Annotated in this window: 13 protein-coding genes; all 13 read right to left on the bottom strand. The window is 45.5% G+C overall.

The window, feature by feature from the left end:
* Positions 1-10: 10 nt before the first annotated feature.
* On the bottom strand, positions 11-775 hold the full coding sequence (codY, locus tag DW159_RS02035; RefSeq protein ID WP_022216094.1) for a GTP-sensing pleiotropic transcriptional regulator CodY: 765 nt from the start codon (positions 773-775) through the stop codon (positions 11-13).
* Between the two features lie 328 nt (positions 776-1103).
* Positions 1104-3188, bottom strand: coding sequence for a type I DNA topoisomerase (topA, locus tag DW159_RS02030; RefSeq protein WP_117549412.1), 2085 nt, complete (start codon positions 3186-3188; stop codon positions 1104-1106).
* A 77-nt stretch (positions 3189-3265) separates the two neighbouring features.
* On the bottom strand, positions 3266-4345 hold the full coding sequence (dprA, locus tag DW159_RS02025; protein ID WP_117548780.1) for a DNA-processing protein DprA: 1080 nt from the start codon (positions 4343-4345) through the stop codon (positions 3266-3268).
* Between the two features lies 1 nt (position 4346).
* Positions 4347-5879, bottom strand: a complete 1533-nt coding sequence (locus DW159_RS02020) for a YifB family Mg chelatase-like AAA ATPase (protein ID WP_117548779.1) — start codon at positions 5877-5879, stop codon at positions 4347-4349.
* A 120-nt stretch (positions 5880-5999) separates the two neighbouring features.
* On the bottom strand, positions 6000-6890 hold the full coding sequence (locus DW159_RS02015) for an ABC transporter permease (protein ID WP_117548778.1): 891 nt from the start codon (positions 6888-6890) through the stop codon (positions 6000-6002).
* Positions 6868-7833, bottom strand: coding sequence for an ABC transporter ATP-binding protein (locus tag DW159_RS02010; RefSeq protein WP_117548777.1), 966 nt, complete (start codon positions 7831-7833; stop codon positions 6868-6870). Before DW159_RS02010 ends, DW159_RS02015 begins: the two co-directional genes overlap by 23 nt.
* The gene (locus DW159_RS02005; RefSeq protein WP_117548776.1) at positions 7833-10142 is read right to left on the bottom strand and encodes a hypothetical protein; all 2310 of its coding nucleotides are present in this window, start codon (positions 10140-10142) and stop codon (positions 7833-7835) included. The genes DW159_RS02010 and DW159_RS02005 overlap by 1 nt, the downstream gene beginning before the upstream one ends.
* A 180-nt stretch (positions 10143-10322) precedes the next feature.
* A complete protein-coding gene (locus tag DW159_RS02000; RefSeq protein WP_022216087.1) occupies positions 10323-11285 on the bottom strand; it encodes a TIGR03943 family putative permease subunit in 963 nt (320 codons plus the stop codon).
* A 28-nt stretch (positions 11286-11313) separates the two neighbouring features.
* Positions 11314-12441, bottom strand: coding sequence for a CobW family GTP-binding protein (locus tag DW159_RS01995; RefSeq protein ID WP_117548775.1), 1128 nt, complete (start codon positions 12439-12441; stop codon positions 11314-11316).
* A gap of 134 nt (positions 12442-12575) precedes the next feature.
* A complete protein-coding gene (locus DW159_RS01990) occupies positions 12576-13487 on the bottom strand; it encodes a mechanosensitive ion channel family protein (protein ID WP_117548774.1) in 912 nt (303 codons plus the stop codon).
* Positions 13488-13502: 15 nt separating this feature from the next.
* The gene (locus tag DW159_RS01985) at positions 13503-15386 is read right to left on the bottom strand and encodes a GlgB N-terminal domain-containing protein (protein WP_117548773.1); all 1884 of its coding nucleotides are present in this window, start codon (positions 15384-15386) and stop codon (positions 13503-13505) included.
* Positions 15387-15405: 19 nt separating this feature from the next.
* Positions 15406-16641, bottom strand: coding sequence for a DUF1015 domain-containing protein (locus DW159_RS01980; protein WP_117548772.1), 1236 nt, complete (start codon positions 16639-16641; stop codon positions 15406-15408).
* 41 nt (positions 16642-16682) lie between these two features.
* The gene (locus DW159_RS01975; protein WP_015533536.1) at positions 16683-17249 is read right to left on the bottom strand and encodes an AAA family ATPase; all 567 of its coding nucleotides are present in this window, start codon (positions 17247-17249) and stop codon (positions 16683-16685) included.
* Positions 17250-17330: the final 81 nt, after the last annotated feature.

Below are 17330 nucleotides of genomic sequence, written 5' to 3'. Positions count from 1 at the left end.
AATTCTGTTCTCAGGCATTCTTCAGTTCATCAAACACCACATCATTCAGCACTTTTATGTACGTGCCCTTCATTCCCGATGATCTCGCCTCGATAACACCTGCGCTCTCAAACTTTCTGAGTGCGTTCACTATAACCGATCTTGTTATGCCTACCCTATCTGCGACCTTGCTTGCCACCAGTATTCCCTCTTCGCCGTCAAGCTCGGAAAAAATGTGTTTGATCGCCTGCAGCTCTGAAAACGACAGAGTGTTGATTGCTGATCTCACTATGGCCAGCTTGCGGTTTTCCTCAGCATTCTCCTCATTGAGCGCCCGCATCATCTCAAGTCCCACAACGGTGGTTCCATATTCGCCAAGAATGATGTCATCTATATCGTACTCAGTCTGAAGTCTGTACAGAAACAGAGTTCCAAGTCTCTCTCCTGCTATATCAATAGGAAGGAGCAGACCATGATACTTGTCTATATCCTTTCCATCAAATCCAAGTGTCGTCAGATTAACATTCTCCTTAGTGGACAGGACGAGAAGAAGACGCTCGTTGAGCATGTTGTCTATGAGACTTCCTACCTTACCCTCAATGAGCTCATGGATCTCCGGAATATCCTCTCTGTTCTTGAGTCCGAGTATCTTGCCCTTCTTGCTTATTACCATCACGTTTGAAGCAAGAATGTCGCTGAGCACATCACAAATGTCATTAAAAACAACCTTATGTGAATTGTTATTGTGCAATAACTTGTTGATTTTTCGTGTTTTATCTAACAATTGTACACTCATAAGTTATCCTCCATTTTTTTATGTAACAAAAAGTATCTTTTGCTCGAAATATTATGACTATTTGTGATTCTACCACAACAAGATTGACATAACAACCATATTTTATGTAAAGTTGTCCTAAAAACAAAGATTTAAGAAAGTGTTGATTTTACTGGATTTTTCAGCCACAACATATAGTGGTCAGTCTTTTTTTCGACACAATTTTAATAATTATGACAACCATACACTTCTTTTAATTTTTCTACAATTCAACAAAAAAACAGACAAATTCACTAATTGTCTCCAATTAGGAATCTGTCTGTCACATATCTTATATCTTATATCTTAATTATTTATCAGCAGTCTCCGCCGCCTTGTTGTTGCAGGTATAACCACACTCCTGATCTGAGCATACCAGCTTATTGCCCTTTACTATCATGTACTTTCCACATTCAGGACATTTCTCATTGCTTGGCATTGCCCATGACATGAAATCACACTCAGGTGCATTGATACATCCATAGTATCTTCTGCCCTTTCTCGTCGTCTTGATGACCACGTCTCCGCCACACTTAGGACAGGTAACACCTATCTTCTCGTAGAACGGCTTTGTAAATCTGCACTCAGGGAATCCAGGACACGCCAGGAATTTGCCGTGAGGACCATACTTGATGACCATGTTTCGTCCGCACACGTCACACACTTCCTCGGACACCTCATCCTCTATCTTGATGGACTCAAGTTCTGCCTCAGCCTTCTTCACCGCCTCGTCGAGATCCGGATAGAAATTGCGGACAACCACTTTCCAGTCCACAGTTCCCTCTCCTATCTTATCGAGAAGGGACTCCATGTTAGCCGTGAAATTCACATCTATGATAACCGGGAACGCCTGCTCCATGCTCTGGTTAACCGCATCACCTATGGCTGTCACATATAACTTCTTCTGTTCCTTCGTTATATATCTTCTCGCAAGTATGGTCGATATGGTTGGAGCATAGGTACTTGGTCTTCCAATTCCAAGCTCCTCCAATGTCTTGACAAGCAATGCCTCTGTATATCTTGCAGGCGGCTGTGTAAAATGCTGTTTCTCCTCAAAGCCGTCAAGCTCCAACACATCGCCCTCAGCAAGATTGTTGATTCCCGCAACTGTCTCTCCTCTGTCATTGTCCAGATTGTATACAGCAAGGAATCCGTCAAATGCTATCTTTGATGCAGATGTCTGGAATGTCGCATCGCCGCAGCTTACCTTTACACTCTTGACAGAATATACCGCCCCCGCCATCTGGCTTGCAAGGAAACGATTATATATGAGCTGATACAGTCTGAACTGATCCCTTGAGAGCTGTTCCTTTACCATGACCGGTGACAGAGTCACATCTGTAGGTCTGATAGCCTCATGAGCATCCTGTATCTTCTTGTCTGTCTTGGCGCGTCCATTTGAATCGCCAATATATATCTCACCGAAATTGTCCGTTATATATTTGTCAGCAGCAGCAACTGCTTCCTCTGATATTCTAGTGGAATCTGTTCTCAGGTATGTTATGAGACCTATCGTTCCACGGCCCTTGATATCAACTCCCTCATAGAGCTGCTGTGCGATTCTCATCGTCTTGGATGTCGCAAAATTGAGCTTCGATGAAGCCTCCTGCTGCAGCGTACTTGTTGTAAATGGCAGCGGTGCCTTCTTGTTTCTCTCACTCTCTTTTATGGACTTTACAACGTACTCTCCATCTTGAAGACCGCTGAGTATCTCATCGAGTGCCGCTCTGCCTGATATCTCTTCCTTATTCTTACCATCTCCGGTAAACTTGAACGTGATAGGCTTCTTGAGCTTGCCGCCGGTCAGATTCGCGTCCAGTGTCCAGTATTCCTGCGGGATAAAATCATTTATCTCCTTCTCCCTGTCACACACGAGCTTGAGTGCAACAGACTGTACACGTCCGGCAGAAAGACCTCTCTTGATCTTTGCCCAGAGAACCGGGCTGATCTTGTAACCAACAAGTCTGTCGAGCACTCGTCTCGCCTGCTGGGCATCCACAAGGTTCATGTCTATGTCCCTTGCCTGCTTTATAGAATTCTTTACCGCATTCTTTGTGATCTCATTGAACGTAATTCTCTTGTAATCCTTATTCTCCAGCTTAAGTGCTTTCATCAAATGATAGGATATAGCCTCTCCCTCACGGTCCGGGTCAGTTGCGAGATAGATCTTGTCGGCCTTCTTAACCGCTTTTCTCAGAGCGGCAAGGATATCACCTTTACCCCTTATAGTGATATATTTGGGCTCGAAATCATTATCGACGTCTATTCCCATCTGACTCTTTGGCAGATCTCTCACATGGCCATTCGAAGCAATCACCTCATAGTTTGATCCAAGAAACTTTTTTATTGTCTTAGCTTTAGCCGGAGACTCAACAATAACAAGATTTTTTGCCATAGCTATCTGTCCTTTCTGTAGGTTTCCTGTAATTCTTATCATCCCAGAGCATCTTCCGGCAGTGTTCATTTTCATGGTCAGGCTCTGACATAATAATTTCTTACCAACTGTTTTATCAATCTTTTCTGTTCTAATTCATACAATATCTGAGTCACCTCAGACACTGAAATCCCAGTCTCGAAGCATATATCATCTATATGCCTTGATTCCAAACGTACACAACTATACACTTTTTTCTCTGCAGGCGCAAGTAAATTTTTGTTAAACGCCTTTGATTCAGCTCGGTTTATGCCCATTTCATCAAGTATATCCTCCACCTGTGTGACACACACCGCCCCCATTCTGATAAGTCCGTTACAGCCTCTGCTGCCCGAATCCGTGATCCTCCCGGGAACAGCATACACTTCCCGCCCCTGCTCCAGCGCCTGGTCCGCAGTGATCAGAGAACCGCTTTTTTCCCTCGCCTCAACGACGAGCACACCGGACGAAAGTCCACTGATTATCCTGTTCCTGTACGGGAATCTGAAAGCATCCGGTCTTATGTCAAGCCCACATTCCGACAGCACTACTCCGCCGCCATTTCTTATGTCGTGATATATATCATAGTTCTCCCTCGGATACGGAACATTTATACCACTTCCGAGCACAGCCACAGTCTTTCCTCCGGCCTTCATGGCAGCTCTGTGCGCAGCACCATCTATTCCCAGTGCCATTCCACTGACTATAGTAACCCCTGATGCTGCAAGCTCCCCCGACAGCCTGTCGGCAGCTTCCCTTCCGTACACAGAGGCCTTTCTTGCCCCTACCACCGCAACCGCAGGGTCCAGATTCGCCAGCACATCCACATCCCCTGCTGCAAACAGAAGCATAGGGGGATCCGGTATATCATACAGCTTCCCGGGATACAGCTTATGTCCCGGATAAATATATGTAATGTCATTTCTTCGAAGCTCCTCTGCATATGCCGCAACTTTCCCGGCATCCCTGTGTTCAAGGAATCCGTCAGCCTGAGCCTGTGTGAGTTCATCCCGAAGCTGTTCCTCAGAAGTGTTCCACAGTCCTCTTATACCTCCGTATTTCATGGCAACGTTCATCTTCACAGTGTGAGTCATCCTGCTTATCATCCCAAACCAGAGATAAAGTAATTCCTCCGTCATGTCACACACCTCCCTGAATGTCCGCATTTCTGAAGAACACCGCTTCTCTCAGGTGTTTTATCCAGACCTCAGGATCTCCATCGAGATCCGCAATAGTCCTGGCTATCTTGAGTACCCTGTATGCTCCTCTCGCAGTCATATCCATATCAGCAAAACAGTCCTCCATGAAATTCTTTGCCTCGCCGTCAAGCACTACATATTTACTGCATAATGCCGAATCCATCTGGGAATTGAACCGTATATTTTCACCGCTGAACCTTTCACTCTGTATCCTCTGGGCTCTCAGCACACTCTCCCTCATTTCTGCTGAATTCTTCCCTGTCCGGCCACCAAATAACTGTTTGCAGTCCACCTTCCTAACATCCACATTTATATCTATCCTGTCAAGCAGAGGCTTGCTTATCCTGGCATTATAATTTCTGATCTGCCTGACCGTGCATGTACACCTGTTCATATCCGGGTACTGTCCGCAGGGGCATGGATTTCTCGCCGCAACCAGCATGAAGTCCGCAGGAAATCTGTATATTCCACCAAGCCTTGATATACTGACCTCACCGTCCTCAAGGGGCTGTCTCATGACCTCGAGCACGTTCCGGTTAAACTCCGGCAGCTCATCGAGAAACAGCACACCACCGTGTGCAAGACTGATCTCTCCTGGTCTCGGATTATGCCCGCCGCCGGACAGGGCATGCAGGGATATCGTATGATGAGGTGCCCGGAATGGACGGCGGTTTATTATATGACAGGATTCATCCAGAAGCCCCGCCACACTGTACACCTTCGTTATCTCTATACTCTCCTCAAGGCTGAGTCTCGGAAGTATCGTCGGGATACGTCTGGCTATCATGGATTTGCCTGCCCCGGCGGGGCCTGTCATGAGTATGTTGTGCATTCCCGCCGCGGCTATCTCCACTCCACGTTTAAGGGATTCATGCCCCATTACCTCAGAGAAATCCACTTCAGCTTCATCCCCTGACGTATCCAGCATGGCTTCTACATCAACATATTCAGGCTCTATGGTCTGTATACCACTCAAGTGATCGACCAGCTCTCCTATACTTGTGACCGGTATAACAGTCATCCCACGTATAATGGCGGCCTCCCTGGAATTCCCCGCCGGCACTATACAGCTCCTCACACCTTCGCTGTACGCAGAGTGAACTATGGACAGCACACCGCTCACCGTATTCACATGTCCGTCAAGCCCCAGCTCTCCAAGGATAAGTATGTTCTTTATATTGTCTGTTGGAATAACGCCCATGGACGCCAGCATACCCGCTGCGATGGGCAGATCGAAGGCAGTGCCTTCCTTTCTGATATCCGCCGGAAAGAGATTGATCGTTATTCTCTTCGGAGGAATGTTGAAACCGGAATTGCGCAGTGCAGTCCGGACCCGTTCTCCTGCTTCCTTCACGCAGGAGGACAGGTATCCGACCATATTCATAACGGGAAGCCCATCGTGTATATCCGTCTCCACTGATATGAGCGTCCCGTCGATTCCCTGTACAAGTCCACTTAATACTTTACTATACATAAGCAAGTGCTCCTTCCCGCTCTGCCGAGCAGCCTCTCCATCGGAGCACATATTACACTAAAAAGGATATCCCATAATCAAACACAAGTCAAACTCCATTTTGTATACCTGTTTGGAATATCATATCCTTGACTTTTTCCTTTTTCTGCTGCCCTTAATCAGCTTCACCGAAGCCACCTTAAGCAGCACAAATGATGCTGCGAGATTCACACACACTGAGATCACGGCCATATGATCCACCACGAAATTCGTGTATTTACCGTATCCCGTCATGGTTTCCACCACAGATTCATCCTCGAGCAATCTGACGAAATTTTCTGCTATCCATATGGCAGGATTGACTGCATAGCACACTGCCTTTCCCATCATATAAGCAGCATAACTGCTTCTTGAACCGTCCGACATATACATCATAGATTCAAAAACTTTTCCTATCGCACATGATAAAAACACAATAGTGGCTATAGTCACTATGGTTGATATGGCCGCCGACACAGAAGTTCTCTTCACGCAGGAGTAAAATATTCCGATACTACCAACGTATATATCTATAAAGAGAACCATTCCAAGGTATTTGAACAGTTCGTCCCAGCCCATTCCTCCAACTATGAATGCAACCGCCATAAACGGAAGAGTTGCTATGACATACATTGCCGTGGTGGCAACTGCCGACAGGAGCTTTCCGGCAACTATCGATATAGGTCTTACCGGAGTCGTCAGCATGATCTCAAGCGTCTGTCTCTCCCTCTCACCGGATATCGAGGTGGATGTGATTATCGGAACTATGAGTCCTATTATGCACAGCTCACACACCGCAAGCACAGGAAACATCTGTGCAATATTTGAATAATATACCTGATATGCTGAGCCTCTGCTCGTCATGAAGAGCATTCCGACAACCAGCGCAAACAGGCAGTTGATGACTGTTATCGTCACGACCATTCTGGCACTTCTCGCATTTACCAGAATATCCTTCTTCAATATGGGATTAATAATTGTTCTTCGCGCCACGATTCTCACCTCCCGTAATCTTAAGGAACAGGGATTCCAGATCTTCCTTCTCCCTGAAAAACTGATGAACGTGCACACCGTTGTCCACAAGACTTCTGAGAAGCTCGGCGTCAGACTCCCTCGTGCCTGAATAATAGACAAGAATTTCTCCATCTTGTATACTTATGCGATCCACATTGAATCTTTCCTTCACAATGACAGATATCCTGTTGGCTGAGGCCTCCGCATCAAGTCCCAACATATATCCCTTTATCCTTACAGGAGGCATGTTCTTATCACCATTTACAATCTCATCCACGCTTCCGCTGGCCACTATCTTTCCGTGGTCTATGACACCTATACTCGTACACATCTCTGAAAGCTCCGGCAGAATATGCGAGCTTATCACGATGGTCTTGCCCATCTCCTTCAGATCACGCAGTATATTCTTCATATCATGTCTTGACCTTGGATCCAGACCCGAACTCGGCTCATCGAGCACCAGAAGCTCGGGATCATGTATGAGCGCTCTTGCTACACAAAGTCTCTGCTTCATACCTCTTGAAAGGCTGTCGACGAACTCGTCCTTTTTATCCTGAATGGCGACAAGCTCCAGATATTTATCTGCGACCTTCTCCACTTCCCGCTTGCTCATGCCGTACATGGAGCCATAAAAATCCATGTACTCCATGACCTTCAGATTGTCGTACACACCGAAAAAGTCAGGAACATATCCTATCTTCCGTTTCACATCCGCAGGTCTGCCAAGTGCGTCTACACCGTCTATGGTGACCTTTCCCGATGTGGCTTTAAGGAGTCCGCACATGATCCTCATGGTTGTCGTCTTACCGGCACCATTTGGTCCGACAAATCCGAATATCTCGCCCTTATCAATATGAAGGTTCATATGATCGAGCGCAACAAACTTTCCATATCTCTTGGTGAGTTCTTCTATATCAACCATTACCGGACACCTCCCCTCGCACTGATATGTGGAAGGTAACTGTCCACATAATAATCTCCCTGCTGAGGAGATATAAATCTCATAGCCAGGCATCCGTCCGACATATATTTGTCAAGTTCCTGCCCCTTTATGATCGTCTGTCCATCGGCAAATACCGTGTCATATTCGTCGGTCTCTCTGTTGAGCATCTGCACTACGACCTTGTTCTTGCCGCTTCCCGCCTGGGTCTTATCGTATATCAGTTCCGTTATATCATCATTCTTGCCAAATCTGATGTTAACGTCCACGGTTTCAGAATACATCAACAGATCGTCATCACCATAATCTGATCCGCCGATTCCATTCTCATCCCTGTCATAAATGCTGTAATAATAAACTCCATCCACATCCTCATATTTAAGGGTATCTATGTCGTATACCATATAGCTGCCATAATTTTCCGTATCGGCATCACTCATCATATCCGGATCCCGCTGTATGGTTCCCCACACAGCCACAACGCCGTCATCTGCAGCGAGTCTACTGTACTGGGCAAGCCGGAGCTGCATGTAATAATTTCCGGACCATTCCGTCGACGATTCATCATCTCCGAAATAATCCTCACCATACTTCTTCGTGTAATATGATCTCATTCCGTCAAGTATGGAGCCGCCGTCAAATTTGTGGGTATTCTTCCTGCTTATCCGTATGGTATCTCCCGCTCTCAGGACATCAGCAACGTAATAATATCCCTCGGACATGACCACAAGATTCTCCACATCGTACGAGGTGTCATTTGTCAATGTTCCCTCAAAGCCATCTGTATATAATGTCAAATTCTTCCGAATCCTTCCAATATCGTTGCTTCCAGCAAAGCTTGCATTAGCTGATATAGTGCCAAATGAACGATTGCTGTAATAATTCAGTGTAACGCCATCTTTTCCATCATTTTTTACCGCATTGAGATTGTCATAAAAGCTGGATTCCATGGAATTATCCACCTCGATGTTGGAATATTTGCTGTTGATGTCTATCTTGTATTGTCCAGATTTTCCGCCTATTATATATGAATATGCGTTCTCCCGCTTGGTATCACCGCTTATATCCGCAGCCACAAATGTAAGTCCGATAGGCTTTGTAACTCTGTACTTGAGACTTACCATATATATGGCGCATGTACCGATAATTGCACATACCGGGATAACTCCCCATATGAGCTCCTTCTTTTTGAGCCTGCTGAGGACGATGTACGCCACAGGGCCACACACAATGATATATATGATCAGAACGATCATAATGACAACAGGTGACGGGGTCTTTCTCTTGTTTGCTGCATTTGCCACATCATATCCATAATATGTGCCTCCATAATACCAGCCTCCATCGATCCAGTTATGTGTCATATCCGTAAAGCCCGCCTCCAGAGCAGCCTGCGCCTGGGCAGTCTTATCCTTCTCATCAGTCTGTGCAAGTGAATATGGGAGCACCACGATCCTGCCATGTCCCATATTCAGATAGTACCCATCTGAGCCGTCCAGCTCATGTACCTTTTGTGTGTCATTAACAGCGGAGACAAAGTCCCCGTCAAAGCTGCTGAGTTCATTTTCACCTGACGATTTTGCCAGTATCATAGCTCCACCACTGTACACCCATTGTTTTATGGCAGCACTCTGCTTCTCTGACAAGCCCGACAGATCATAATCATCCACCAACAGATACTCTATAGCCTCCATTCCCTCCTCGGACTCAGGAATATCTGAAGGTGACAATGCAACCGTCTCTACCTTTGCATTATCATACACATTGTCCATGGAAACATCCTCTATATAAGACATGGCATCCTGTCTGTCACTAATCACTCCCACTGCGGCTACCATATCATTGCCCTCTATACTCAGCGAATCCCGCTCTGAGTACACCAGCACTCCGTCGCTGTCCTTGATCTCAACCTTTGCTATGCCGGAGCCCATATTGTCGACACAGAATTCCAGCGTTGTATTTTCACCCGCCTTGAATTCCACATCTTTGGCATATGTCATATTCTTTGTGCCAAAACCCTCGGAATAGCTCGTCTGCACAGACACATTTCCCGCAAAATCTGTGTCACACACAATATCCAGCCTGATAACACTGCCTCTGTCATTTACCGCATATCCATTGAGTCCATACTTTAGCTGTATATCAAAATCAGGGTTATTTTCAATTATCCTCTGTTCAACCCGTCCATATGCACTATCTGTGTTCGTTTCCGCCATAGCTGGACAGATCATACCTCCAAGCAGCATAAGTGCAACCGCACCGCCACACGCAAGTTTCGCCGATCTGATCATAAGTCTTTCCTTCCAATTTGACTTTATTTTTTACACTAAACTTATAATAAATTCTGCCGGTAAATAACGCAACTTACACTTTCGTAAGGACACGTCAAAGCTCTTCCGGCATTCCCCGTCCGCGCAAAAAAAGCTCCCCGGATACATCAAATATCATGTATTCAGGGAGCTGCTCAACTCTTAACTGAAATATACTACCTCTTCATCAGGTGCACTTGTGAGTGTGACCTTCTCTGCTGTGAGAACAGGTCCTTCACCTTCAAAATCTGGGTAATACTCGTAGCCTATCTTGGCTGTGACATCAACCCACTGTCTGTCCACAAGATTCTTAGCACCCTGATAATAGCACTTGAATCCGACAAACTGGATATCCTCAACACAGCATGTCATGGCGAATCTTCCAGGAACAAATGCATTGCTGCCGTACTGCTTTGGTCTAAATACCATGGCCTTGAAGTGGATCTTCTTGCCGTCGTATCTCTCTTTCATGTCAGATGCATCCACATACCAGATACCGAAATCGTCATCCGGCAGTTCTATCACATCTGCGCTCACATCGTATGGCAGATCCTCAGGTTCATTTGTCTCAGGTGCAATGGAGCCATCTTTCATCTCAAAGATGATCTGTGCTCTTCTGTTCACCGCCTTGATGGATCTTCTCCACTCAGGTATCTTGGAATTCTCATCACACCTGTTGAAGATGACCATGTCCGCACTGTTGAACTGCTCAACCATGGTTGCCTTCATGTTCTGTGAATACACATCGTATGTCTCCGCATTCACAAATGAGATGACCTGGACAACTGTCCATCCCTTTGGAACCCTTATCTCAAATATCTTATCGAGCTTCCACATACCATTGTACTCGATCATGACCTGCTCCGGATTGTATTTGTCCTGAAGGTCAAGGAGATGGTCTGTGGTGAGCTGATCTTCCTCTATGAACTCTGTATATATATTAGCCTTCTTCAGAGCCTCAAGATCGTACTCCTCCTCTCCGTCCTCGCAGACGAGAAGAAGGGTCTTGGCTCCACCCGTAAAGCCTCTGTCCATCAGGGTCTCCTTGGCAAATGTTGTCTTGCCACTCTCAAGGAATCCCATGAACACATATACAGGTATCTCTTTATTCTGACGTCCCATCATATTAACTCCTTATCATAGAACAACCTGCTTAAACCTCGAACAATTCTGCAAGGTCGTCCTCCTTAAGCTTGCTTCCTATTACGCAAAGCTTACCAGTGATGTCAGCCTTGCCCTTTCTGATCTCGAACTCGCCTGGTACAAGATCAAAGTACAGCCACTCACCTGCATCGCTAGGAACGATACCCTTTGCTCTGAGGATAACACCGTACTTCTCTGTGTCAGCCAGAGTGTCAAGGATCTCTCTGAGCTTGTCCTCATTGTACTTGTGAGGAGTCTCCTTGCCCCAGCTTGTAAATACCTCATCTGCGTGATGATGGTGGTGATCATGGTCATGGCAGCCACATGTACACTCATCGCCATGGTCGTGATCATGATGATGATCGTGGTCATCGTGATCGTGGTGATGCTCGTGCTCATCGTGGTCGTGATGATGCTCATGGTCGTCATCATGGTCGTGATGATGGTCATGGTCGTGACAGCCACATGTGCACTCATCACCGTGGTCGTGGTCATGATCATGTCCCTTCTTAGCCTCATCCATCATTGTCTCCTCAAGAGACTTGTAGTTCTGCATAGCCTCTCTGATGGCTGCTCCATCGATCTCATCCCATGGAGTTGTGATGATGGTTGCATGATCGTTCTTCTCTCTGATCATGGCTACAGCCTTCTCGATCTTATCCTGTGTGGTTGTCTGTGTTCTGCTCAGGATGATAGTGTTGGCACTCTCGATCTGGTTATTGAAGAACTCACCGAAGTTCTTCATATATATCTTAACCTTTGACACATCGGCAACTGTTGTGTAGCTGTCGAGCTCAACATCAAGATTGCCTGATACATCCTTTACTGCCTTGATAACATCAGACAGCTTACCAACTCCTGACGGCTCAATGATGATCCTGTCAGGCGTGTAATCTGTGATAACCTGCTTGAGTGCAGTACCGAAATCTCCGACCAGTGAACAACAGATACAACCTGAGTTCATCTCTGTGATCTGAACGCCGGCATCCTTCAGGAAACCGCCATCGATTCCTATCTCACCAAACTCGTTCTCTATGAGAACCAGCTTCTCGCCCTTAAATGCCTGCTCAATAAGTTTCTTGATCAACGTTGTCTTACCGGCCCCAAGGAAGCCTGAGATAATATCAATCTTTGTCATATCAATCACTCCTTAAACAAATTTATATTAAGACTGTGCAGTAAATACACAGTCTTTGATACCTACATCCACATGATTATACTCGATTGCCTTTATTTTTGCAAGAAATCAAGCATTTTATGTGTGTTAATGAACTATTGTCTCATGTGCACATCCACCTGATTGAACGGAATCTCTATGCCGTTCTCATCAAATGCCTTCTTGAGCTTCCACATGGCATCCCACTTGGCATCGAAAAACTTCTCTATCGTCGCATAGAACTTCACATACATATTGATACCGCTGTCAGCAAATTCATCTATATAGAAGAGAACCTGCTCATCCTTAAGGAAACCGTCAACATCCTTTATGGTCTCAAGTGTGACTCTCTTGACCTTCTCCATATCGGAGTCATACGCAACGGAAAATGGTATCTCCACTCTCCTCATATCGTGCTCAGTCACATTCACAAGGGATGTATTGGATATGTTACCATTCGGTATGACGACTGATTTGTTGTCGAGGGTTATAAGTCTTGTATAGAATATATCTATGGACACTACTGTTCCCTCACAGTGGGTATTGTTCTCCACTATATAATCTCCGACCCTGAATGGCTTCAGTATGAGTATCAGCAGCCCGCCCGCAAGATTTGACAGACTTCCCTGGAGTGCAAGTCCAAGGGTAACGCCTGCTGTACCGAGTATGGTTATGAATGATGTGATCTGAAATCCCACGATACTCGCCGCAGTGAGCACGATCAAAACATTCATGACGATCTTGACCGCCGATATGAAAAATCCTGCAACACTCGGATCAAGCTTTGATCTCTCGAAGCTCTTCCTGAGTATCTTGAGCAGAAGTTTCACCAGCTTGAAGCAGACAACCATGAATATGACCGCCACTACTATACTGCCCAGCTTGGACATGCACCAGTCTGTAAGCTTCTGGATATATTGTCCTATGATGCTCACCTGATCCGTTGCCTCCTTCACAGCATCCCCGACCACACTCTCTGTGGTCGCAGTATCAGCCGCCATGTTATACAGATCACCAATCAATAGCATAAATGTCTATTCCTCCTATTTTACATGGGCAAACACTGCAAATGACAGTGCAGGAGCACTCACTTCTATCACGCCATCCGCCGCAGTCTCATATCCTTTGTTATTGTTGCCCTCGCCTCCGTATTTCAGGTTATCACTTGAGAAGATCTCTCTGTACTTTCCATCCGTCTCAACCGGAAGCTTATATCCTGTCACATTTTTAAGTCCGAAGTTGCAGACAATATACACATCATCTGCGACATCCAAACCATGTCTTACAAATGATATTACCTGTCCCTTCTCCTGTATATCAAGTGCACTGCCGGCAAGGTCCCTGCCATCACCGCACAGAGCATTCTTTGTATCGTATAATTTGTTGAGTTCCTTTATATATTTCTGAAAATAGCTGTTTGCATCGAACTCAAGAACCGACCAGTCGATCTGGGTTCTTCCGTCAAACCCGGCAAATCCGCCTAATTCCTGTCCCATAAACGTCAGCTTTCTTCCCGGTAGTGACATGGTGAGACCAAACAGAAGTCTGAGATCAGCATACTTGTCCTCATAGCCACCCGACATCTTGGATGCGTAACTTCCACGCTCATATGCAACCTCATCATGGCTGAGCGCCCATACGGTATCATCCTTCTCATCAAATGGTATACCACATGTATAATCCGTAAAGCTTCCTCTGTTCACAGGAGGTATCATCATGAAATCTGTCACTCTGGACACAGCCTCATTATTCCACCTGAGATCTGTCATAACATCATCACCTGCAGTACCGAGGTTTGTTCTCAGCGCTCTGATAAGCTCCTCATCCTCCAGCCTTACTCCGTCCAGATGATATGTATCTATCCAATATGCGATACAATCCACATCCCTCACAGATACCATATCCATGATAACGCCTATTCCCTTGCTGTGGAAATGATCGACCATGGCCATGAACTCCGTAGGTGATCCAAATCTCGATGTCGGAGCGAACATTCCCACGGTATCATAACCCCAGCCATTGTCATCTCTATATTCCATAAGTGGCATAAACTGTATGTAGTTGTATCCCATATTCTTCACGTACATGGCAGCCTCTTTGCCAAATTTGAGATAGTTAAGAGGATATCCATCTGAGTTTCTCTTCCATGTCGGCATGTGGACCTCATATATATTTACCGGGGCAGATACACTGCCTCTCTTCTTCATATATGAAGAGTCTGACCAGCTATACTCAAGCTTTGCAAGTACCGACGCATTTCCCGGTGCCACCTCATAAACCTCAGCGTAAGGGTCTGCAAATATATCTGTATTTCCATCTCTGTATAATGCCTCGAATTTGTATCTGGTATTCATGAGATCGCCCGGAATGAACAGCTCAAACATATCAGTGTAGTCAATCCTTCTCATAGGATTCACGCGTCCATCCCATCCGTTGAAATCTCCGACCACACTGACCCTGGTTGCCCCCGGCATATTCATGCAGAACGATACACCCTGTACACCATCGAGCGTGATCTGTCTTGCTCCAAACAGATCCTTTACATGGAAATCCGACAATATTCCATCGTCTCCATTTACCACCTTCATGACATTGACCGGATCCACGCTGTATCCGAATGAATACGGATCATAGAATTCAGCCGCCTGCTCGCCTTCTGTTATGAGCTTATATGCAAATGCCCCGCTATCCTCGATCTTCACTGTAAAAAATCCCTGTGAACCTATCTCGGTCATAGGATATTTAAATATCGGCTCGCCCGTTTCTTCATTTATCCTGAGAACAAACGCAGCCGTAGCCCTCGGAAGGTATGCATTTACATAGCAGTCATTAAGACACTGGTGCATACCAAGAATATGATGAGGGTTGCCATGCGTACCCCTTGTTATCGCTGCAACCTCATCTGATTTCAATACAAATATCTCCATAAAACCCCTTCTCCTAATGTTAGTCTATCTTGTGTATAAATATTCCGCTTCTGAGCTTTGGCTCAAACCACGTTGACTTTGGAGGCATGAGAAGTCCCGCATCTGCAATGTCGAACAGTTCAGTGATGGATGTCGGATACATCGAGAATGCAACCGCCATTCCTCCATCCACCAGACGCTCAAGCTCTGCAAGTCCTCTGATTCCACCTACGAACATGATCCTCTGATCAGTTCTCGGATCCTGTATTCCAAGTATCGGTGCAAGCACATTGTCCTGAAGTACCGATACGTCAAGTCTGCCCACGACATCATCCGGAACAATACCTTCTCTGACATCCAGTCTGTACCAGCTTCCATCCATGTACATTCCCACCTGTCCTTTGACCTGTGGTTCCACCGGAACATCACTGGCTGTCACATCAAATATCTTTGAAACCTCATCCATGAATTCCTGCTTGTCATGTCCGTTGAGATCCTTTACCACTCTGTTGTACGGCATGATCATAAGCTGGTCATGAGGGAAAAGTACAGAGAGGAAATAATTGAATTCCTCATCCCCGGTATATCCCGGATTCTTCTCTCTCATATGGATTCCCGCCTTGACGGCCGATGCCGCCCTGTGGTGTCCATCCGCTATATAGATATCGTCCACTCCTTCAAATGCAGCTCTGATGGTGTCTATATCTTCCTGGCCATCTATTATCCATACGTTGTGAGTGATCCCGTCAGGTGATGTGAAGCCGTACAACTTATCACCCTTCTTCACTCTATCGATGATCTCGTCAACCTTATCTATCGTTCTGTACGCAAGGAATATAGGTCCCGTCTGCGCTCCGCATGCCTCGACATGCTTTATTCTGTCTATCTCCTTGTCCTCTCTGGTATTCTCATGCTTCTTGATGACTCCATTCATATAGTCATCTATAGAAGAACATGCCACGAGTCCTGTCTGATGCCTGCCATCCATGATAAGCTCATAAATATAATAGACTGGTCTGCGCTCCATGATATATGTTCCATCATCTATCATGCCCTGAAGCAGCTGACCAGCCTTATCATATACACATGGAGCATATGTATCCACATCTGGTCCAAAGGATGTCTCTGCTCTGTCCACTTTCAAAAATGATAATGGTTCGCGCTTGACCTCTATCTCTGCTTCCTGACGGTTATACACATCGTATGGCAAGGCAGCTACTCTGCCTGCAACATCTGGTCTCGGTCTATAGGCTCTAAAACTTCTGATTGTTGCCATATTCTCTACTCCTGTCATAAATATTTTATTGTATGTGCCAATTAACCTCTCACAGCCTTGACAACTTTCTTGATCGAATCCTCATATTCCTCCTCTGATGAGTTCTCGAATATGAAGAGATCCTTGATGTTTGTAGGCGGATTGAAGTTCTGGCTGTTGATGTACTCATCCCAGTGCTCAAGCTTCCATGTATCTCTGTCTGAAGCTCTCTTGATCATTCTCTCATGACATACATCTTTTCTTGTATTTACCCAGATAACGAAGAGCTCTGCATCTTTCTCTGCAAGCTTAGCGCGAAGATTGTCAAGATACTCATCATCTCTGATCTCCTCTGTGAACGGAGCATTGATGAGAACTGTATCATTGTAATCCAATGCCTCAAATGCAAGATCCAGCACACAGTAATACTCGTAATCTCTGATCTCCTTCTGGAAGAAGTCTGATGAACGGTTGTACTCCTGTCCGGCAACTACAAATATCTGCTTTGAAAGCACGATAAGTGTATCCTTGTCAAGGTATACACAATTGTGAAGTGCCTTTGCAACCTGCTTTGAAATAAATGTCTTTCCACATGCTGGTGGTGATGTAACTAAAATAAGCTTCTTCATATCTATAAATGCCTCCATGTAAATGAAATCAATTTTTCTAATAGTTTATCACAATTGCTATTTGCTTACAACATTTTTTAA

The organism is Coprococcus sp. AM14-16 (assembly GCF_003434675.1).
GTDB classification, from domain to species: Bacteria; Bacillota; Clostridia; order Lachnospirales; family Lachnospiraceae; genus Coprococcus; species Coprococcus aceti.
This window is presented reverse-complemented; position numbering and strand designations above follow the sequence as displayed.